Genomic DNA, 20,164 nt, shown 5'->3' with positions numbered 1-20,164 from the left:
CTGGCGGTGATAGCGGATTGCTCGCACAGCGGGATGGCACAAGCCATCCTGCCGCCAACAAAGAGTCATTAAAGGAAATGAAATGAACCATAAACTGATAGGCCTGCTCGGTGGAATATGCTTGACGTTTGCAAGCTTGCATGCGCTTGCTGCGGATGACGATGCGGTGAAATTCCCGGACCGAGACAGCGCCTCCCTGAAAGAAGGCACATTCGTCAATATCGATAATCTGCGCCAGGTTGGGCCCGGGCTCAGCAAGAGCCAGATGTATGCCTTGCTGCAGGAGCCGCATTTCAGCGAGGGTGTATTCGGTGTCCGAAAATGGAATTACATTTTCAATTTCCATACCGGCAAAGGCAATGAATTCGTCAGCTGCCAGTATCAGGTGCAATTCGACGAACACAAGCTGGTAAAGGCAACTTACTGGAAAGACCCGGTATGCGCTGATTTTCTGAAAAAGCCAGCTGCGCCTGAAATACTGGTTAAGCCGGACGTCGTCGCAAGAGGCCCGGAAAAATTCGCTTTGTCCGTGGATACTCTGTTCCCGTTCGCAAAATCCAGCCTGGACAGCATCTTGCCGGCCGGCCGCACCGCGCTGGGTGATCTGGCAGCCAGGATCAAATCCGGCTATGTGAGTCTAAGCGCGATCATGGTGACTGGCTATGCCGATCGCATCGGCTCGCCCGAATCGAACCAGACGCTTTCGCTGGCGCGCGCCGCCACCGTGCGCGACTATCTGGTAGGGCGGGGCATCGATCCGGGTGTATTCAGTATCCAAGGCATGGGAGCGAGCCAGCCAGTCACCCAATGTCCGGCGGGGAAAACGGCAGCGATCATCAATTGCCTGCAACCCGACCGCCGCGTGACGATAGACGTCTCTGGCGAAAAGCGTTAAGCGGGAGAGCGGAGTCTGTTTGCATGACCTTGATAGTCTCGATTTTGTCGAAGACATACGGCCCGTCCCGATGTCTGAGCAGATGATCTGCGCATCATGTGTGCCATGTGTCTCTGCTGGAGGCCTTGGGTGGAGATGAGGCAGCAATCGGATCGGGTTGGAAAGATATGAAAATTGCCGTCCTCGATGATGACATCAGTCAAACCGGTTTGATCTGCAAGGTGCTTTCAGCTTGCGGTCACGTTTGCCATGCATTTCAATCTGGGAAGGAGTTGGTGAGGAGGGTGAGCCGGGAGCACTACGATATGCTGATTCTTGACTGGAAAGTTCCGGACTTGAGCGGCATCGACGTCTTGCATTGGGTCAGAGAAAAGCACTCGCACACCATTCCGGTCATGTTCATTACTTCTCGATCCAACGAAGAGGACATTGTCGAAGCGCTGACCGCCGGCGCCGACAGTTACCTGATCAAGCCGATCACGCCCGGAGAGCTGGTGACGCGGGTAGAGGCTTTGGCGCGGCGCATGTATCCGGTCGAAATCGAAGGAGAGCAAGTGCTGTTCAAAGGATATCTGTTTGATCCGCGAACGCAGGTGCTGACTTGCGACGCCAAGGTAATCGAAACGACGCCGAAGGAATTTCAACTGGCCCTGCTGTTCTTTCGCCATATTGACCTGCCTCTTTCGCGCGAACAGATACTCGAAGCCGTCTGGTCGCGTGACATAACTATTCCTTCCCGTACCATGGATACGCACATATCGCGCGTGCGAAGCAAGTTGCAGCTCATACCTAAAAACGGCTACAGACTGGCACCGTTGTACAGGTATGGCTACAGGTTGGCGCAAGTCTGTACATAAGTGTCTTTTGTAGAAAACGACTGCATGTCCTGATCTTGTGGGTTGACGGTGCAGGTGCCGTCGCCTGCCGATGAGGCGGACAAAGCTGCATATGTGGCCGCCGCCGGCATAAGCCGGAATACACTGGCATGCACAGCGGCATATTGCGAATGCCGCTTCAGCTCCGCGTTTTCCAATGCATTCATTAACAGCGGCAATGGGCCGCAGCCGCTGTAGGTGGCTTCCTTGATTAGCGCCATGGCTTGATCGATACGCCCCATGGCGATCAAGGCCGGGGCATGCATCGCGCGCATGTTAGCGGTTTTTGTCGATTGCGCTGCAATGATATCCAGTGCCCCGGCCTGGTCATTGCAACGCGCGAGTATGTAAGATATTTTTCCTCCCCAGAACACTCCCGAAGCATTGCTCAGCGTTATCTGGCGGGCAGCGTGTGCAAATTCGGGTTGCGGATCGTTGGTGGCTAGCGCATGGAGCAAGTATACGTAGGCTTGCTGGCTCTCCGGATAGATGCGGCAGGTGTTGCGGGCCTGTATGACAATATCGGCCGGATCGACGCCGCAGAGAGCCATTGCGCGCATGAGCATGAGTGATAAGTTCGGTGAAAACGGATTCAGCTCGACTGCGCAGCGAAACGCGGTGACAGCCTCGGCGGGCGCATTGGTCGCCAGCAAATGCAAGCCGTGATGAAAATAGGCAACGGCGTCTTCCGGCGTCAGGCGCAACGCCTGTTCATGCATGATCCTGGCTTCACCGAAACGCCATTTGCAATCAAGCAGATGGCCCATTTGCGATTGCAGTCCTGGCGTCTCAGGTGCAGCATCTGCAACCAACGCCAGGAGCTGCCACGCGTCTTCGACCAGCGCGGGATTTACCTCCAGCCCGCAACTGATTTTACCGGCAATGCATTGCGCCAATACCAATTTAGCGTTCATATAGCCGGGGGCATGGGAGATGACTTCCCTGATGGTTGATTCCGCCTGGTCGAACCCCGCCGCTGATTGGTTTTCGAGCAACTGCTGTGCGTAGGCGCAAGCCCTCGTCAGCGCTGGATGAATTGTTGCCGTATCTGGTTGGCGAATCGCAGGAAGAGCTTGTGTTGGCGCCGGCTGGTCCACTTTATCCGACAAAACTGTCAGGCGATAGCCTAGTCCATATAAAGAGTCGATCTGCATAACGCCAAGATGCGAAAGCGCGTGGCGTAGTTGCGTCATGCAGCGTGCAAGACTTTCATCAGACATGCGTCCCGCCCATAGGCACTGGTTGAAATCGCTTTTTGACACGAATGTCGGCCAGGCTTGAAGCAACAGCTTGAGCGCGCCTCTTTCCTTTGGCGGCAGGTACAGCGGGGAGTCTTGATAAAAGATGAAGCCGTCACGAGCGACTTTGAAGCCTGCATATGCGGGATCAATGTCAGGTATTTCGCGGGATGAGGTATGCATTTTCTCTTTATGATGTGGATGGCTCTTCAACAGAGTTGGTTCATTCAGCAAAGATAAAACCAAAAAATTCATATCATCAGCGACGGAGAATCGATTCAACATTCGCTACGCAAGGTAGTCTGCTGCGTGAACAAATTTCGCCTTCTTGGTCTCGCAGCAAAGAACATGCCAGCGGAATACGTCTGTCCGAAGACGGTGAGGTTTGTATTTCGGCCTTGGAATCGCCATGAAAGACCGGTGCACAATCGGGATGAAGACGGAAAAGCTTCAATAATCGTTGGCGCCGTTACGTTACACGTAACGTAACGGCGCGGTAACGACCGCCTAACGACCGTAACAAACCTGGATCGGATCGCAGGGAAAATTCGTCACCGTCTCAGGCCGTCCATTTGCACTTTTTTCTGGCAAATACAGGTTGCCCTTTCCTCTGTCAGCGCGGCGGTTTTCAGATGCCGGTCGCAATCGTGACAAATTGGTCACAGAACCTTCATACGCCTGAAATATTTGAACGCGATACTTCGTCCATTCAAAAATTTCGCCAGTGCCAATTGCATGATCGAGATCGAAAAAACTGCCGAAGACCGATTGCATTTCCCCATCCGCTCGCATCGTCCGGCAGTAGAAGCGAGCACCGCGTGCCGCCGTAAATTCCCGTCCCAGAGATGCCCACCCCAGGAAAGAACAGGACAACCATGACCATCAAGAACCGCCGCCATTTCTTGCGCACCGCCGGCGCCACCATTGCCGCCACCGCCTATTCCGTCAGCGCCAATGCGGCCTTCCCGGAAGCGATCCGCAAGGCGCTAGCGATCCCTGCCAACAACAAGACCGGCACGATCCGCGACGTCGAGCATGTAGTCATCCTGATGCAGGAAAACCGTTCTTTCGACCACTACTTCGGCACCTTGCATGGCGTGCGCGGCTTCGCCGACCGTTTCCCGATTCCGCTGGCCGGCAATCGCAACGTGATGCAGCAGACCTACACCAACAGCAGCAAGCAATCGCGTGTGGTCCTGCCTTACCATCTGGACAGCAAGCTCGGCAACGCCCAGCGCGTCAACGGCACGCCGCATAATTATGACAATGCGCAGGAAGCCTGGGATCTGGGCCGGATGAACAGTTGGCCGACCTACAAGCAAACACAGTCGATGGGTTACTACACCTCGGCCGAACTGGATTTCCAGTTTGCGCTGGCGAATGCTTTCACGGTATGCGACGCCTACCATTGCTCGTTCCACGGCGGCACCAACACCAATCGCCTGTTCCATTGGGCGGGCACCAATAATCCGGCCGGCGACAAGGGCGGCCCGGTTATCGATAACAGCCAGGATCACCTGGAGCCTTCTACCGATGCCACCAGCTACAGCTGGAAAACCTATCCCGAGCGGCTGCAAAAGCAGGGCGTGTCGTGGAAGGTTTACCAGAACATGCCGGACAATTTCACCGACAATCCGCTGGCCGGTTTTGTCGCCTACCGGCAATCGAATGAACTGCGTGGCAACGTCGCCGGCGGCGACAACGCCGGTGCGCCTTTCCCGGCCTGGCAGGCGAGCGATGACGCTGCCAACCCGCTGTTCAAGGGTGTCGGCAACACCATGCCGGACGGCGGCTTCCTGGCGTCGCTGAAAGAAGACATCGGCGCCGGCACCTTGCCGCAAATATCCTGGATCGTGGCGCCTGCCACCTATAGCGAACACCCTGGTCCGTCCAGCCCGGTGCAGGGTGCTTGGTATATACAGGAAGTGCTCAATGCGCTGACCGCCAATCCTGCGGTGTGGAGCAAAACTGTCCTGCTGATCAACTTCGACGAGAACGATGGTTTCTTCGATCACGTGCCGCCACCTTGCGCGCCAGGCTATCAGGATGGTCAGCTGGCCGGCCATTCCACCATTTCCACCGACGGCGAGTATTTTTCAAGCAAGGCTTCCACCACCTACGAAAATCGGCCCTACGGCCCGGGACCGCGGGTGCCGATGTATGTGGTGTCGCCATGGAGCCGCGGCGGCTGGGTCAACTCGCAAGTGTTCGATCACACCTCGGTCTTGCGCTTCCTCGAAGCCCGCTTCCATGTCAAGGAAGACAATATCAGCCCTTACCGCAAAGCGGTCTGCGGCGATTTGCTATCGGCCTTCAATTTCGTCAATCCGAACAATGAAGTCTTGCCGACGCTGCCGAAACGCAGCAAGGCGGAAGCGGACGCGGTGCGCGCCGCGCAAGAAAAGCTGCAGCAAGTCGCCTTGCCATCCGAAGGCACGCAAGTATTTCCGATGCAGTCCGCCGGCGTCCGGCCATCGCGCGCCTTGCCTTATGAATTGCACGTCAATGCCCGTACCCACGTTCGCCGCAACGATATCGTGCTGACCTTCCGCAATACCGGCAGGGCGGCCGCAGTGTTCCATGTCTACGACCGCCTGCACCTGGACCGCGTGCCGCGCCGTTATGCGCTGGAAGCCGGCAAGGAATGGCAGGACAACTGGGACCTGGGCGCGGACCGTGGCGCCTACGATCTGTGGGTGCTCGGACCGAACGGCTTCCACCGCGCTTTCCAGGGCAATCTTTCCTCGCTGGATGCAGACGACACCGCAGTGCCGGAAGTGAAACTGAGCTACGATTTGTTCAGCAAGCAGATCTGCCTGACCATGATGAACCGCGGCGAAAAATCTTGCGTCGTCACCGTCAAGCCCAATGCCTACCGCAAAGCCGGACCGTGGACCTTCCACGTTCCAGCCGGCATGCAGCTTGACCAGCACTGGCCGGTCGGCAGCCAGGGCTGCTGGTACGACTTTACGGCGACAGTGGCCGTCGGCGGCTTTAGCCGGCGGTTTGCCGGCCGTATGGAAACCGGTGCCCACAGCGTTAGCGATCCGGCGATGGCATTGACGTAAAACCGAAGTACGCCTGAAGTACGCCAAGGCGGCAACCGGTGGATTCGCCGGTGATTCAGGTGAACAGCGTTGCCAAGTTGAACAAGAAAAGGGCCTATCCAAAATAGGCCTTTTTCTATTTCGGCTATCAGGATTTAACGCCGGCCGCGCTGCGCAACTATCAAATTTGTCAGTTGTTTCATGAAAACAGGGCTGTTACTCTGGCCGGATACGCAATATGGCAGGAAAGACAATTTGAATGCATCCGGTACCCGGCATCCAGCATTCGATGTCCGATCAGCAGGCATGGAGCTAACGCTCCCGATATGCGCTTGCCTGGAATCTGCCGGAGATTCGGGAGTCATAAAATAGCATGCTGCCTGAGTTGATTGAATCCCGCCTTGAAGTCCTGCAGCATGAGTTCTTCGGCATACCGGTGCACAGCACCTGCTTCACGCATCCCCTCGACACCCGGTTGCATTGCGTCGAGAGCGCCGTCAGGTTTACGCGCGGCGGTCATGAGGAGCACGCCTATTTCGGACATGCGGCCCGGAAAGAACTGGATGCCGCAGTGTATGGCTCGTGCTGCGAAATACTCGAAAGAATGCTGGCGGCGCATTCACTGTGCGACGGCAAACAGATTACCGGCGATGTCGTGGGCCGCTATCTGTTTCGTAGCGGCCAGGCCGGCCCTTATTTCCCGCAACAATTGCTGCTGCGGGAAAAAGACACCGAAGCAGCCGCCACCGGGCTGGGCTTGCACCGCGATCTCGCGCGAGCCATCGAACACGCCAGCCTGGAGCTGGTGGAACAGCATGTATTGCTGTCGATGTGGTACGCGGAACAGTCGCTGGTGCAGCTCGACAGGACGGAATACCTGGAGAACGGTTATCGCATTTCCTACTACACCACAGACAATCGCTTGCCCTTCGTGCTGGCGGTGCTGAGCTCGGCCACGCAGGATTGTTTTTTTTGTGGCTCCTCGGTCAAATGTCGGTTTTACGATGCCTTCGATCATGCGCGGAGCGAGGCTTTGCAGCTATCGGCGAAATTTTTTGTCAAAGGTTTGTTCTCGCCGGTCGACGGCAATCCGGCTTTCCATGGCAAGGTTGCAGAAACCATCGCCAGGGTGGCATACCTGCGCGGCGCCAGCGCAGCCGCGATGCACGCGCATCTGGCGTCGAAGGTAACAGCAGTTTCCGGCGCAGTCCGTAAAGCCGACGGTTTCAAGGAAATCCTGGGGCTGGCGTTCAGACGGCTGGACGATATCCACTATGTTGCGCTGGGACGATGGCAGGATTTCGTGCTGGTCAGGGTATTGACCGATGAAGCCTTGACCAGAAATCAGATGCGGCATGCTTATAAATCGACCGGGCACATTCCTGATCCGTTTTTCTGAGCGTTGGACTTTACCAGCGGCGTCATCAGAGTTAATGTGTTGTCATGGCTCGGTGAAGAGCCGCTGGCAGGCACCGCCGGCCAGGGTGAATGGCAGAATGTTCGAGAAGGTCCGGGACACATGGATATCCAATATAAAAAAATCGACCTCAACAGTAACTTCGAACGGGCGTTGAAATTCAGGCTTGATTCCTTCGTTTGCAGTTTTGGTTCGGACCAAGAGTTCCACAAGGAAGCCGGAGCGGACGGCCACATCTACCGCGATAAACTTGAACAACGCAAGGACGATGCCGGCTGGTTTTACTTCCATGTGTGGCACGCCGGGCGCATTGTCGGCCAGCTGGAATTTCGCGGCTTTTCCGATTGGGAGAAGCTGGGCTATGTGCACCTGTTTTACCTGATCCCGGAATATCGCGGCATCGGCGTATTCGACCAGTTGCACCGCTTTGTCGAAGACACGCTGATCAATGCCGGCTGCAACGGCGCCGTGCTGACCGCCAGCAAAACCAATCTGCGCGCGCTAATGGCCTATGAAAGGCACGGCTGGTATTGGATGGGACCGAATCCCAAGCATGAATTGACGGATTTCTACCGGCTGGACTTTAACTGAATACAGCGTTATTTGACAGCGCCGTCGGCGGGCTCTGCGCGCACCACGGTGGTGTGGTCGACTTCGTCTTCATTACCGAGATCGAGCTCGGCCCTGACCGCATACACGGAGCCCTTGGGCACCACGATCGTCATGATTTCATCGTACTCTGCGCCCGGCTCGATTTCGTAGCCGTCGAGATAGCGTTTCAAGAGATCGGTGCTATACACCAGCGGCAGGGCATCCAGCCGCATGATGCCGTCCTTGGCGTCGCCGGGAATTTTCCTGACGGTGACCAGCAAACCGTCTTCGCCCGGCCTGACTGTGACTTTGCCTATGTTCTTCGGCTTGACGTGAATCACCAGCAAGCTCTGCGTGGCTGAATACGCCTGTGTCTCGGCCGACACCAATACCTGGATATTGATGTCGTTGCTGCCAACTGCGGAGAACCGGTAAACACCCCACAAGCCGCCTGCAATAATCGCAATGGTCGCCACGGATTTGAGGAGAAAGTCGGCCCAGTCGCGTGCTTTCTGAATATCCATAGAATGTTGTTTTCCGCTGTTTTTAAAATTCGACGTCGCCGCAGGTAATTAACGGCTGCAAGTGGATTAAACGCAGAATGGCGCAAACAGGTTGACGTGCGTAGCCGTAAATCGGCTTATGGGGGAGTTGGATGACGTATGAGAGGGGTCTTGCGGAGCGGCGGATGGGGCCGGCCCGGTAAAGCAGGCGCACCAAGATGGCGCGCCTGCTTGCAGAACTGTGTGTATCGGCGCCAGGGCGTTGGCGCTTAGCGCATGTTGCCGGTATGGCCCAGCGAGTAGCGGCCTGGTTGCGGCCAGACGGTGAGGCCATGCGGCTCCATCCCGACCGGGATCGATTTGACCTCGCCGCTGGTGGTATCGATGGCATAAACGACATCGTCAAAGCGGCCCGACAGCCACAGCATCTTGCCGTCGGCGCTGACATTGCCCATGTCCGGGCTGCCGCCGCCAGGGATCGGCCAGGTGTTCAGCACCTTGCGCGTAGCGAAGTCGATCACCGAGACGCTGCCTTTGCCGTGGCGCGGTCCGTGCACCTTGTTGGAGCCGCGATTGGCGACATACAGCTTGCTGCCGTCACGGCTCGGATACAAGCCGTGGGTGCCGATGCCGGTCTTGATGAAATCGATCTTGGTGAAGCTTTCGCCATCCACCACGAACACGCCGTCAGCCATCATGTCGGCGACATAGAACACCTTGCCGTCCGGCGAGATGCGGATATCCTGTGGCATGCCTTTCTTGGCCAGCTGCAGATAGCCGACCACCTTGTGGTTCACCATGTCGATCTTGGCCAGGCTGCCTTCGAATTCGCAGGTGAACAGCGCATACTTGCCGTCGATCGAGAAATCGGCATGGTTGATGCCTTTGCACTGCGGCACTTCAATGCTCGACTTCAGCGCCATCGTATGCGCATCGCGCAAATCCAGCCGGGCGTGGGCTTCGACCACCACGATGGCTTCCTTGCCGTCGGGGGTGAAATACATATTGTAAGGATCGTCGACCATCACTTCCTTGCCCGGCTTGCCGGTCTTCGGGTCGATCGGCGTCAGGCTGCCGTCGGGCCGGCCTTCGGCGTTGTTCGCCACCCACAGGGTTTTCAGGTCCCAGGACGGCACCACGTGCTGCGGGCTGTAACCGACCTTGTATTTGTCGACCACCTTGAGCGTCGCCGGATCGATGACATAGACTTCATTCGAGCGCAGGTTCGGTACGTACACGCGCTGCAATGCGCCTGCCACGGCAGGGCTGAAATGGCCGGCGGCCGCTTCGCTGTAGAGGTTGGCCGGATTGACCACCGGCGGCATGCCGGGCACCGTGGTCACGGCTGGCGCGGCCGCTGTTGCCGCAGCAGCCGGGGCGGCAGAGACAATGCCGGCAAAGCACGCGCCGGCGGCGATGCCGACGGCCAGCGCCATGCGTGACAGGCGATGGGAGCAAAGATGAGACAAGAATTGCATGACTATTCCTTTAATCAAGTGGAGCGTATTGAATCTGGGTGGCGCGATGTGGATGCATCAGCGCCCTGTAGTATCTTTTTTGACGGCGGCGATGGTGCGCGAGACGATCACATCGATGCCGAGCTGACCGAGTTCAGCGCTGGAGCGGCGCGGATCGCCGCCATAGACGCCATCCGCCAGCCCCATTTTTGGCGCATTCTTCAAGCGTTCCTGGCGTACCATCTGCGGCGCTACCGCCAACTGCAGCGAGGTGTCCGCCAGGCCGGCGTGGGTGCCGATTTCGTCGTCGCGGATACCGTGCTGGCGCAGGATCTTTGCATAGCCGTCGGAGCTGGCGTCATAGTATTCCGGCGGCACGAAGGCGCGCGCAGGCGAGCCAGACCAAGCCTTGTTCAGCTGCGCCACGACCTGTTTGACGTCATTCTGGTAGCCGCCGTGATCGCCGAGAAAGACCACGTTCTTGAAGCCGTGGACCTTGAAACTGTTGGCGGCGGACGCCAGGGTCTTTTCAAACACATCGTCGCTCACGGTGATGGTGCCGGGAAAGCGCATGTGCGATGTCGGCGGCGCGTAGCCACCCTCCGGTACATAAGCAATCACCGGCGCCACCAGCGCATTGCCGAGTCCTTCGGCGATGCGTTGCGACAGCACCTTGACTCGCGCGTTGTGTTTGCCGACCGCGACATCCGGTCCGCTCTGTTCGGTGCCGCCGATAGGGATGATGATGGTGTTCTTGCCGGCCTGGATCTGATCGCGCAATTCGGTCCAGGTCAGGTCTTCCAGGAAGACGGTTTTAGGCGTTTGCGCCAGGGCCGCGTAGCTTGCGGTGACAAGTATGGCGGATGCAAAGGTGAATCGTAGGAGGGGGCGCATGAATGGTCCTGATCGTGATGCCTGTGTTTTTTGAAAGACAGTAGCGAAAGCGTTGGTTGCGGTTTGGCGCCAGCCCTTGCAGGAAAGTGGGGTTGTCAATCTGATATCTGCGGCTAGTGTAGCGCATGCCCGCCACTTCCGCTCTCATCAAGGGCAATCCGCTGCTGCCGGTTATCCGACGCTCTTGAGACACAAGCCGAAACAGTTGGTTCACTGGCGCGTGCGGCGATTATCGCACTGTCAGCTGATAGGTCGTGGTTTGCCGGTACACCTGGCCTGGCCGCAGTATCACCGCTTCCGCATCGGGGCCGTTGATCTGGTTGGGATAAGCCTGCGCTTCCAGGCAAAAGCCATCATGCTTCGCATAGGCGTTCGCGCCCCTGCCTTTTACCCCGGCCATAAAATTTCCACTATAGAACTGCAAGCCGTTCTCGGTGGTCGAGACCGACAGCTGGCGGCCGGAACCCGGATCGTAGACGGTCGCCACTTCTCTCAAGGGCTGCACGCTGCGGCTTTGGCCTGGCGCATGCAAGCCAGGATGTTGCGGTCGCAAGCAATAGCAATGATCGAAGCCGCCAGCTACCTTGAGTTGCGCATCGGGCCAGGCCAGGCGCGGCCCGATAGGCGCCGGCTGGCGGAAATCGAAGGCACTGCCGGCGACCGTGGCAGCCTCCGTCGGAATCAGCCGGGTATCAACTTGCAGATACTGATCGGCGGCGATGGCCAGGATGTGGTCGTAGATGTCGGCGCTGCCGCCGTTCAGGTTGAAGTAGCCATGCGAAGTCAGGTTGAGCGGCGTCGGCGCATCGCTGCTGGCGCTGTAGTCGATGCCGAGACGGCCGTCGTCGTCCAGGCTATACAACACCGATACCTGCAGGTTGCCGGGATAGCCGGCGTCGCCTTCCGCCGATTCCAGCGTCAGCCGCAAACCTTCTGGCTCGACGCTGGCTCGCCAGGGCGCCAGATGAAAGCCGGCGTCGCCGCCATGCAAATGATTATTTCCTTCGTTGCGATCGACCAGGTAATCGGCGCCGTCCAGCGTAAAGCGGCCATTGGCGATACGGTTGCCCCAGCGTCCGATCAGGCCGCCGAAATAGGGCTGGTTGCTTTGATAGCCTTCGCAATCCGGATAACCCAGCAGGATGTCGGCCACACGGCCATAACGGTCGGGCGCCCACCATGAGATCAGGGTGGCGCCGCGGTCGCTGATGGTGACTCGCATGTCATGCGCATTGCGCAGCGTATAGAGTGTGACGCCATGGTCGGCGGCGGTGCTGGTGATTGTGGCGTGAGTCATATCGCTTGGTTCTTTTCTGTGTTGTCTGTCAGGACGGCGACAGCCATCCGGTCCTGGTATTCGCGCGGAGTGCAAGCCAGCTCGCGCTTGAACACCGCGTGCATGTATTGCACCGAAGTGAAGCCGCAACTGACGGCGATTTCTGCGATGCTGCGTGCTTCCTGCCCATTCCCACCATCCTGCCCGTGATTCTCCAGCATGCTCTTGGCGGCGTCCAGCTTGAAGCGCAGGATTTCATCGTGCACGCTACGTCCCAGCTCGCGGCGGAAATACCATTCCAGCGACGAGCGCGAGACGCCGACATAATCGGCGACCTGTTCGGTCTTGATACCCTGGCAAGCGTACTGGCGGATGAAATGCATGGCCTGCATCACATGCGGATGGTTGAGCGCTTCGTGGCGGCTTGACGCCAGCACGTTGATGCCGGCCGGCGGCACCAGGATGCGGGTGCCGGCCAGGCGTGCGCCATGCAGCATCTGATGCAGCAAATGGGCGGCGCTGCGGCCCATCTCGCGCGTGCCCTGGATCACCGAGCTGAGCGGCACCCGGGTCAGGATGCGCGCTAGCGGATCGTTGTCGATGCCGATCAGCGCCACTTGCTCCGGCACGGCGATGCCGGCGCACAGGCAAGCCTGCAGCAACTGCCGCGCACGGGCATCGCTGACGGCGATGATGCCGACCGGCTTGGGCAAGGTCTGCAGCCAGGCGATCTGCTGTTCCACCGCGGTGTCCCAGGACGGCGCGCTGGTGCCGACGCCGCGATAGATTTCGCCCTGCATGCCGTCGCGCTGCATCAGCGTGGCGAATGCTTTTTCGCGTTCCTGGGCCCAGCGGTTTACCGCCGCCTCGGGCAGGCTGAAGCAGGCAAAACGGCGCAAACCGGCTTCAATCAAATGATCGTAGGCCAGTTTGACCAGTTTGAAATTATCGGTCGCAACGTAGGGCATTTCCGGCGGATAGTCGCCTTCATCGGCATACGATCCGCCCACCGCCACCACCGGCAGGCTGACCCGCGCCAGCGCTTCGCAAGCCGCCGGATCGTCGAAGTCGGCGATGATGCCGTGGCCCTGCCAGCGTTCGATGCCTTGCAGGCGGCAGCGGAAATCCTCTTCCAGGAACAGGTCCCAGGAAGCGCGCGTGCTGCTCAGGTACTCACCGATGCCGGCGATGATGTCGCGGTCGAAAATCTTGTTGCCGTTGAACAGAAGGGCGATACGGTGCACGGCCGGTATTTTTGTCATCCTGCGTCTCCTGATTGCTGCAAGCATGCGCCCGGACTGCTTGTCAATTTATCACTGGCGGGTTTCCATCCAGAGGGGCTGCCGGCTGATCCTGATTGTACCGAGCGCCGCCCCCGGGCGTCAGCCCAATTACCCTTTTGTGCACCTGCAATAGAAAGAATCGCTACTGCGCTTGGTGGATTTCGTAATTGTGGAGCGCCGGCAGCGGTTGCTAGTATGGCGCCACACCACCACAGCGAGCCCATGCCTTGGCAACAGAGCCCGCGCCACTATCCGACTGGAGCTTACCGATGAACTATTTCCCCGCCGTTGAACCGATAAAATTTGAGGGAAAGCAAGCGCAAACGCCGTTGGCTTTTCGTCACTACGATTCCAACAAACTGGTGCTGGGCAAGCCGATGCGTGAGCACTTGCGCATGGCGGCCTGCTACTGGCATAGCTTCGTCTGGCCCGGCTCCGACGTGTTCGGCGCCGGCACCTTCCGTCGTCCCTGGCATGAAGGCGGCGACGCCATGGAGATGGCGCACAAGAAGGCCGACGCCGCTTTCGAATTTTTCACCAAGCTGGGCATCGACTATTACACCTTCCACGACACCGACGTCGCGCCGGAAGGCGCCAGTCTGGCCGAATACCGTAACAATTTTGCGCAGATGCTGGACGTGCTGGAGCGCAAGCAGGAACAGACCGGCGTCCGCCTGCTGTGGGGCACCGCCAACTGCTTCAGCAATCCGCGCTTTGCCTCCGGCGCGGCCAGCAATCCCAATCCGGAACTGTTTGCCTACGCCGCGGCGCAGGTGTTCACCGCGATGAACGCGACCCAGCGCCTGGGCGGCGCCAACTATGTGTTGTGGGGCGGCCGCGAAGGCTATGAAACCTTGCTCAATACCGATCTCAAGCGCGAACGCGAACAGCTCGGCCGTTTCATGCGCCTGGTGGTGGAGCACAAACACAAGATCGGCTTCAAAGGCACATTGCTGATCGAACCGAAGCCGCAGGAGCCGACCAAGCATCAATACGATTACGACAGCGCGACCGTCTATGGTTTTCTCAAGCAATACGGTCTGGAACACGAGATCAAGGTAAATATCGAAGCCAACCATGCGACCCTGGCCGGCCATAGTTTTCACCACGAAATCGCCACCGCCGCCTCGCTCGGCATCCTCGGCAGCATCGACGCCAACCGCGGCGATCCGCAGAACGGCTGGGATACCGATCAATTTCCCAACAGCGTCGAAGAGCTGACCCTGGCCACTTATGAAATCCTGAAGGCCGGCGGCTTCACCAACGGCGGCTACAACTTCGACTCCAAGGTGCGTCGTCAAAGCCTGGACGAGGTCGACCTGTTCCACGGCCATGTCGGCGCCATGGATGTGCTGGCGTTGTCGCTGGAACGCGCCGCCGGCATGATCGAAAACGATCTGCTGGAAAAATTCAAGGCCGAGCGCTACGCTGGCTGGGACGGCAGTTTCGGCCAGGAGATGCTGAGCGGCAAACTGAGCCTGGGCGATATCGCCGAACAGGCTTTCGCCAGGCAGCTCAATCCGCAAGCCGTCAGCGGCCGCCAGGAAATGCTGGAAAACCTGGTCAACCGCGCCATCTTCGGCTGATCATGTTCATCGGCATTGATTTAGGCACCTCCGGTGTCAAGGCGATTTTGTTGGACCGTCAGGGCCGGGTGCTGGCGAGCGCCAGCCAGCCCTTGTCATTATTGCCGCAAGCGCCGCAAAACGTCCTGTGGCGCGAACAGGATCCTGCCGGCTGGTGGGCTGCCTGCGAGCGGGCAGTGAAGGCGTTGCTGGCGGCAGCGCAAGGGCAGGGGATTGCCGCCGGCGCCATCGAAGCCATCGGCCTTGCCGGCCAGATGCACGGCGCCACCGTGCTGGACCGTGCGGGACAGGTGTTGCGGCCGGCGATCCTGTGGAACGATGGCCGTTCGTTTGCCGAGTGCACGGAGCTGGAGCGGCGCGTGCCGACGGCCCGAAAGATTACCGGCAACCTGATGATGCCTGGCTTCACCGCCCCCAAGCTGTTGTGGCTGGCGCGACATGAACCGCGCGTATTCGAACAGATCGCCAAGGTGCTGCTGCCCAAGGACTGGTTGCGTTTTCAGCTTACCGGCGACTACGCCAGCGACATGTCGGACGCCGCCGGCACCATGTGGCTGGACGTCGGCAAACGCGACTGGAGCGAGGAATTGTTGTGGGCAACCGGCCTGACCCGCGCGCATATGCCGGCGCTGTACGAGGGCACCCAAATCACCGGTGTTCTGAAAGCGGAACTGGCGCAACGCTGGGGATTGCGGCAGATACCGGTGGTGGCCGGCGCTGGCGACAATGCCGCCGGAGCGATCGGCGTCGGCATCGTCCGCCCCGGACAAGCCATGCTTTCGCTCGGCACCTCGGGCGTGTATTTCGCTGCCTGCGACGGCTTTCACGCCAATCCCGAACGCGCCGTCCACAGTTTCTGCCATGCCTTGCCCGCCACCTGGCATTTGATGTCGGTCATATTGTCAGCCGCAGCCTGCCTGGATTTCAGCGCACAGCTGACTGGTTACGCCGACGTCGCGGCGCTGCTGGCAGATGCCGAACTGCGTGGCGCTGAAGATATCTCAATCGATGCGCCTTTGTTCCTGCCCTATCTGAACGGCGAGCGCACACCGCATAACAATCCCGACGCGCAAGGCGTATTTTTTGGCATGCGCGCCGGCACCACGCGCGCCGACTTGGCGCTGGCGACTCTGGAAGGTGTCGGCTTCGGCCTCTGCGACGGCATGGACGCGGTCGACGGCTGCGGCGTCGCCGCCGAAGAAATAACACTCATCGGCGGCGGCTCGCGCAGTGCCTTCTGGGCGCAGATGCTGGCCGATATTACCGGCCGGCGGCTGGTGCGGCGGCAGGGTGGCGATGTCGGTCCGGCGCTGGGTGCTGCGCGGCTGGCGCGTATTGGCGTCGCCGCTAATAGTGGCGATCACGCTTCCTTGAGTGAAATATGTCCGGTGCCGCAGCAGATTGCCGCCTACGTCCCGAACCCGCAACGTCATGCGCAATATGCGCAGCGACGCAAGAAATTTTCGCTGTTGTATCAGCAATTGTTACCTGTTTTTTCAGTATGAGATGTCGAGCGCAATCTGTAGCACCTGTAGCAGCAGTAGTCCATCTAGCAGCACCATACGAAGTTAACTAAAAACGAATGATTGGAGACCATGCAATGAACAAGATTATGAAAAAAAGCCTGCTGACATTGATGTCGTTAGCGGTGTTTTCACTCACCAGCTCGGCTGCCATGGCTGACGCCAAGAATCCCAAGATCGGTTTTTCGATAGACGACCTGCGGGTTGAACGTTGGGCCCGCGACCGCGATTTCTTCATCGCCGCCGCCGACAAGCTGGGCGCCAAGGTATTCGTGCAATCGGCCGACGCCAGCGAGCAACGGCAGATTTCACAGATCGAGAACCTGATTTCACGCGGCGTCGACGTCATCGTGATCGTGCCGTTCAACGCCACGGTGTTGACCAATACAGTCAAGGAAGCCAAGAAAGCCGGCATCAAGGTAGTGTCGTATGACCGCCTGATCCTCAACGCCGACATTGACGCCTACATCTCCTTCGATAATGAAAAAGTCGGTGAGATGCAAGCCGAAGGCGTGCTCAAGGCCGCGCCTAAAGGCAATTACTATCTGCTCGGCGGCTCGCCCACCGACAACAACGCCAAGATGCTGCGCGAAGGCCAGATGAAGGTGCTCAAGCCATCCATCGACAGGGGCGACATCAAGATCGTCGGCCAGCAATGGGTCAAGGACTGGAGCGCGACAGAGGCCTTGTCCATTGTGGAAAATGCCTTGACCGCCAACAATAACAAGATCGACGCCATCGTCGCCTCCAACGACGGCACCGCCGGCGGCGCGATCCAGGCGCTGGCTTCGCAAAAGATGGCAGGCAAAGTACCGGTCTCAGGACAGGATGCCGACCTCGCCGCGGTCAAGCGTGTGATCGCCGGCACGCAGTCGATGACGGTTTATAAACCGCTCAACCTGATTGCCTCGGAAGCAGCAAAAATGTCGGTGCAACTGGCGCGCAACGAAAAACCTGCCTACAACTCTCAGTATGAAAACGGCGTCAAGAAGGTCGACACCATCCTGCTCAAGCCAACCACGCTCACCAGCGCCAATGTCAACATCCTGGTGACCGACGGCTTCTATACACAGGCGCAGATCAGCAGCAAGTAAGGCTTCGCAGCCGTATGAACTGACAGAGCGGGCGGTGCAGGATCTGGCACCGCCCGTCCATTCGACTACTGCGAGAGATTTACATGTCCGACTATTTGCTGGAAATGCGCGACATCGTCAAGGATTTCGGCGGCGTCCGCGCGCTCGACGGCATAGCCATCAAGGTCAGGGCCGGCGAATGCCTGGGCCTGTGCGGCGAAAACGGTGCAGGCAAATCCACGTTGATGAAAGTCCTCTCCGGCGTCTATCCGCACGATAGCTGGCAGGGCGAAATCCTGTGGCAAGGCCGGCCCCTGAAATCGCAATCGCTGCGCGACACCGAGGCCGCCGGCATCATCATCATCCACCAGGAACTGATGCTGGTGCAGGAGTTGTCGGTAGCGGAAAATATTTTCATGGGTCACGAAATCACCTTGCCGGGCGGCCGCATGAATTATCCCGCCATGTACAAGCGCGCCGGCGAACTCATGCGTGAGCTGAAAATGCCAGACATGAATGTGGCGCTGCCGGTCATGCAATACGGCGGCGGCCACCAGCAACTGGTGGAAATCGCCAAGGCGCTCAACAAACGGGCCAAGCTGCTGATTCTGGATGAACCGTCGTCATCGCTGACCGCATCCGAGATCGCAGTCCTGTTGGATATCATCCGCGACCTCAAGGCCAAGGGCGTGGCGTGTGTTTATATTTCCCACAAGCTGGACGAGGTGGCGGCGGTCTGCGATACGGTGGCGGTCATCCGCGATGGCAAGCACATCGCCACTACGCCCATGCATGCGCTCAATGTCGACCAGATCATCACGCAGATGGTGGGCCGCGAAATCACCGCCATGTACCCGGACCAGGAACATGAGATCGGCGAAGTGATGTTCGAAGCGCGCAATATCACCTGCTACGATGCAGAGAATCCACAGCGTAAAAGAGTGGACGACATCTCCTTCACCTTGCGGCGTGGGGAAATCCTGGGCGTCGCCGGGCTGGTCGGCGCCGGCCGCACCGAACTGGTATCGGCCCTGTTCGGCGCCTATCCCGGCTGTAGCATGGGCGAAGTCTGGCTGGATGGCGTCAAGGTCGATACCGGCACGCCGCTGAAATCGATCCGGCTCGGCCTGTGCATGGTGCCGGAAGACCGCAAGCAGCATGGCATCGTACCGGACCTGAATGTCGGCCAGAACATCACGCTGACCATCCTCAAGGATTTTTCGCGCCATGGCCGCATCGACGCCGCCGCCGAGCTGAAAACCGTCAATGGCGAAATATCCCGCCTGCAGTTGAAGACCGCCAGCCCGTTCCTGCCGATCACCAGCCTTTCCGGCGGTAACCAGCAAAAGGCGGTGCTGGCGAAGATGCTGCTGGCGCGGCCCAGGGTGCTGATCCTGGACGAACCGACACGCGGCGTCGACGTCGGCGCCAAGGCGGAGATCTACCGGCTGATGGCGGAACTGGCGCGGCAGGGCGTGGCGATCATCATGGTCTCTTCCGAACTGGCCGAAGTGCTGGGCGTCTCCGACCGGGTGCTGGTGATCGGCGAAGGCAAGCTGCGCGGTAACTTCATCAACCAGGGTTTGAGCCAGGAAACCGTCTTGGCCGCGGCCATCGACCAGTCGTCGCAGTATCTGGCGTCACAACAGGCCGCAAGCGCCGGTCATCTTCAGGAATCATTATGAGTGCAAGCAACATGGGCGCAATCAATCTTGGTGCAATCAACATCAAGCAATTGTTCCGGCAATACAAAATCATGGCCTTGCTGATTGCCATCGCCATTATCTGGGCTTTCTTCAGCTGGAAAACCGAAGGCGGCTTTGTCACGCCGCGCAACCTGTCCAACCTGCTGCGCCAGATGTCGATTACCGGCATCCTTGCCTGCGGCATGGTGCTGGTGATTATCGGCGGTGAAATCGATCTCTCTGTCGGCTCGATGCTCGGCTTGCTGGGCGGCGTCGCCGCCGTGCTGGATGTGACCCATCATCTGCCGCTGCCGCTCAATCTGGCGCTGGTGCTGGTGCTGGGGCTGTGCTTCGGCCTGTTCAACGGCTACCTGACCGCCTATATGCGGATCCCTTCGTTCATCGTCGGCCTCGGCGGCATGCTGGCGTTCCGCGGGATTTTGCTAGGCGTCACCGGTGGCCTGACCATCGCCCCGGTTTCCAGCGGCATGGTGTATCTGGGGCAGGGCTATCTGCCGCCGCAACTCGGCATCGCGCTCGGCCTCGGCCTGTTTGCGCTGGCATTGGGATTGACGTGGCGCCAGCGCAGCAACCGCCAGCAGCATGCCTTGCCGGTGCCTCCGTTGTGGCGCGATGCGTTGCGCGTCCTGGCGATCGGCGCGATCCTGCTGGCTTTTGTGCGCACGCTTAACACTTACGATGGCATCCCGGTGCCGGTCCTGCTGCTGCTGGCCTTGCTCGGCCTGTTCAGCTACATCACCACGCAAACCGTGTTCGGCCGCCGCATCTATTCGGTCGGCAGCAATATGGAAGCGACCCGC

17 protein-coding genes are annotated in these 20,164 nt (G+C 59.0%); 10 read left to right on the top strand and 7 right to left on the bottom strand.

Translation table 11 applies throughout. From position 1 onward, the window contains the following. The first annotated feature begins 82 nt into the window (after positions 1–82). On the top strand, positions 83–895 hold the full coding sequence (locus ABI171_RS00350; protein ID WP_348090635.1) for an OmpA family protein: 813 nt from the start codon (positions 83–85) through the stop codon (positions 893–895). A gap of 167 nt (positions 896–1,062) precedes the next feature. Next, entirely contained in the window at positions 1,063–1,752 is a 690-nt protein-coding gene (locus ABI171_RS00345) for a response regulator transcription factor (RefSeq protein WP_348090634.1), read from the top strand. Here the strand turns inward: ABI171_RS00345 and ABI171_RS00340 are convergent. Next, the gene (locus tag ABI171_RS00340; protein WP_348090633.1) at positions 1,725–3,293 is read right to left on the bottom strand and encodes a hypothetical protein; all 1,569 of its coding nucleotides are present in this window, start codon (positions 3,291–3,293) and stop codon (positions 1,725–1,727) included. The two genes, ABI171_RS00345 and ABI171_RS00340, sit on opposite strands and share 28 nt — an antisense overlap. 222 nt (positions 3,294–3,515) lie before the next feature. Continuing rightward, on the bottom strand, positions 3,516–3,782 hold the full coding sequence (locus ABI171_RS00335; RefSeq protein WP_348090632.1) for a hypothetical protein: 267 nt from the start codon (positions 3,780–3,782) through the stop codon (positions 3,516–3,518). Between the two features lie 101 nt (positions 3,783–3,883). Between ABI171_RS00335 and ABI171_RS00330 the strand changes: the two genes are divergently transcribed. The 3 genes from ABI171_RS00330 to ABI171_RS00320 all read left to right on the top strand — a co-directional run bounded on the left by ABI171_RS00330 (position 3,884) and on the right by ABI171_RS00320 (position 8,063). Further along, positions 3,884–6,076: a phospholipase C, phosphocholine-specific gene (locus ABI171_RS00330; protein WP_348090631.1), complete on the top strand. Its 2,193-nt coding sequence runs from the start codon at positions 3,884–3,886 to the stop codon at positions 6,074–6,076. Positions 6,077–6,428: 352 nt separating this feature from the next. Then, a complete protein-coding gene (locus ABI171_RS00325; RefSeq protein ID WP_348090630.1) occupies positions 6,429–7,454 on the top strand; it encodes a YcaO-like family protein in 1,026 nt (341 codons plus the stop codon). A 36-nt stretch (positions 7,455–7,490) separates the two neighbouring features. After that, a complete protein-coding gene (locus ABI171_RS00320; RefSeq protein ID WP_348090629.1) occupies positions 7,491–8,063 on the top strand; it encodes a GNAT family N-acetyltransferase in 573 nt (190 codons plus the stop codon). A gap of 8 nt (positions 8,064–8,071) precedes the next feature. On the opposite strand, the gene ABI171_RS00315 is transcribed toward ABI171_RS00320, so the two are convergent. The 5 genes from ABI171_RS00315 to ABI171_RS00295 form a co-directional block, all read right to left on the bottom strand. Next, positions 8,072–8,587, bottom strand: coding sequence for a hypothetical protein (locus ABI171_RS00315; RefSeq protein ID WP_348090628.1), 516 nt, complete (start codon positions 8,585–8,587; stop codon positions 8,072–8,074). Between the two features lie 248 nt (positions 8,588–8,835). Then, positions 8,836–10,044 carry a YncE family protein gene (locus ABI171_RS00310; protein ID WP_348090627.1) on the bottom strand — a complete coding sequence of 403 codons (1,209 nt, stop codon included), beginning with the start codon at positions 10,042–10,044 and terminating at the stop codon, positions 8,836–8,838. Positions 10,045–10,101: 57 nt separating this feature from the next. After that, on the bottom strand, positions 10,102–10,917 hold the full coding sequence (locus ABI171_RS00305) for a creatininase family protein (protein WP_348090626.1): 816 nt from the start codon (positions 10,915–10,917) through the stop codon (positions 10,102–10,104). 229 nt (positions 10,918–11,146) lie between these two features. Further along, positions 11,147–12,214 carry an aldose epimerase family protein gene (locus tag ABI171_RS00300; protein WP_348090625.1) on the bottom strand — a complete coding sequence of 356 codons (1,068 nt, stop codon included), beginning with the start codon at positions 12,212–12,214 and terminating at the stop codon, positions 11,147–11,149. Then, on the bottom strand, positions 12,211–13,455 hold the full coding sequence (locus ABI171_RS00295; RefSeq protein WP_348090624.1) for a DNA-binding transcriptional regulator: 1,245 nt from the start codon (positions 13,453–13,455) through the stop codon (positions 12,211–12,213). The genes ABI171_RS00300 and ABI171_RS00295 overlap by 4 nt, the downstream gene beginning before the upstream one ends. Positions 13,456–13,745: 290 nt before the next feature. On the opposite strand from ABI171_RS00295, the gene xylA reads away from it, so the two are divergent. The 5 genes from xylA to ABI171_RS00270 all read left to right on the top strand — a co-directional run. Then, positions 13,746–15,062, top strand: coding sequence for a xylose isomerase (gene xylA / locus ABI171_RS00290; RefSeq protein WP_348090623.1), 1,317 nt, complete (start codon positions 13,746–13,748; stop codon positions 15,060–15,062). 2 nt (positions 15,063–15,064) lie between these two features. Beyond that, positions 15,065–16,567 (top strand): xylulokinase, encoded by a 1,503-nt coding sequence (xylB, locus tag ABI171_RS00285; protein WP_348090622.1) that lies wholly within the window; start codon positions 15,065–15,067, stop codon positions 16,565–16,567. A gap of 95 nt (positions 16,568–16,662) precedes the next feature. Next, positions 16,663–17,679 (top strand): D-xylose ABC transporter substrate-binding protein, encoded by a 1,017-nt coding sequence (gene xylF, locus ABI171_RS00280; protein WP_348090621.1) that lies wholly within the window; start codon positions 16,663–16,665, stop codon positions 17,677–17,679. 83 nt (positions 17,680–17,762) lie between these two features. Further along, a complete protein-coding gene (gene xylG / locus ABI171_RS00275; RefSeq protein WP_348090620.1) occupies positions 17,763–19,343 on the top strand; it encodes a D-xylose ABC transporter ATP-binding protein in 1,581 nt (526 codons plus the stop codon). Then, positions 19,340–20,164, top strand: an 825-nt coding sequence (locus ABI171_RS00270; RefSeq protein WP_348090619.1) for a sugar ABC transporter permease, incomplete at its 3' end; no start/stop codon positions are given. The genes xylG and ABI171_RS00270, both read left to right, overlap by 4 nt.

It is taken from the genome of Collimonas sp., assembly GCF_039923675.1.
In the GTDB taxonomy this organism is placed as follows: Bacteria; Pseudomonadota; Gammaproteobacteria; order Burkholderiales; family Burkholderiaceae_D; genus Collimonas.
Note: the sequence above shows the minus strand (reverse complement) of the source record. Positions and strands in the feature narration are given on the sequence as shown.

Excerpts from the sequence above, each read along its gene's own strand:
- ABI171_RS00350 (WP_348090635.1), top strand. The coding sequence starts at position 83 with ATGAACCATAAACTGATAGGCCTGCTCGGTGGAATATGCTTGACGTTT.
- ABI171_RS00345 (WP_348090634.1), top strand. The coding sequence starts at position 1,063 with ATGAAAATTGCCGTCCTCGATGATGACATCAGTCAAACCGGTTTGATC.
- ABI171_RS00340 (WP_348090633.1), bottom strand. The coding sequence starts at position 3,293 with ATGTTGAATCGATTCTCCGTCGCTGATGATATGAATTTTTTGGTTTTA.
- ABI171_RS00335 (WP_348090632.1), bottom strand. The coding sequence starts at position 3,782 with ATGCAATCGGTCTTCGGCAGTTTTTTCGATCTCGATCATGCAATTGGC.
- ABI171_RS00330 (WP_348090631.1), top strand. The coding sequence starts at position 3,884 with ATGACCATCAAGAACCGCCGCCATTTCTTGCGCACCGCCGGCGCCACC.
- ABI171_RS00325 (WP_348090630.1), top strand. The coding sequence starts at position 6,429 with ATGCTGCCTGAGTTGATTGAATCCCGCCTTGAAGTCCTGCAGCATGAG.
- ABI171_RS00315 (WP_348090628.1), bottom strand. The coding sequence starts at position 8,587 with ATGGATATTCAGAAAGCACGCGACTGGGCCGACTTTCTCCTCAAATCC.
- ABI171_RS00310 (WP_348090627.1), bottom strand. The coding sequence starts at position 10,044 with ATGCAATTCTTGTCTCATCTTTGCTCCCATCGCCTGTCACGCATGGCG.
- ABI171_RS00305 (WP_348090626.1), bottom strand. The coding sequence starts at position 10,917 with ATGCGCCCCCTCCTACGATTCACCTTTGCATCCGCCATACTTGTCACC.
- ABI171_RS00300 (WP_348090625.1), bottom strand. The coding sequence starts at position 12,214 with ATGACTCACGCCACAATCACCAGCACCGCCGCCGACCATGGCGTCACA.
- ABI171_RS00295 (WP_348090624.1), bottom strand. The coding sequence starts at position 13,455 with ATGACAAAAATACCGGCCGTGCACCGTATCGCCCTTCTGTTCAACGGC.
- xylA (WP_348090623.1), top strand. The coding sequence starts at position 13,746 with ATGAACTATTTCCCCGCCGTTGAACCGATAAAATTTGAGGGAAAGCAA.
- xylB (WP_348090622.1), top strand. The coding sequence starts at position 15,065 with ATGTTCATCGGCATTGATTTAGGCACCTCCGGTGTCAAGGCGATTTTG.
- xylF (WP_348090621.1), top strand. The coding sequence starts at position 16,663 with ATGAACAAGATTATGAAAAAAAGCCTGCTGACATTGATGTCGTTAGCG.
- xylG (WP_348090620.1), top strand. The coding sequence starts at position 17,763 with ATGTCCGACTATTTGCTGGAAATGCGCGACATCGTCAAGGATTTCGGC.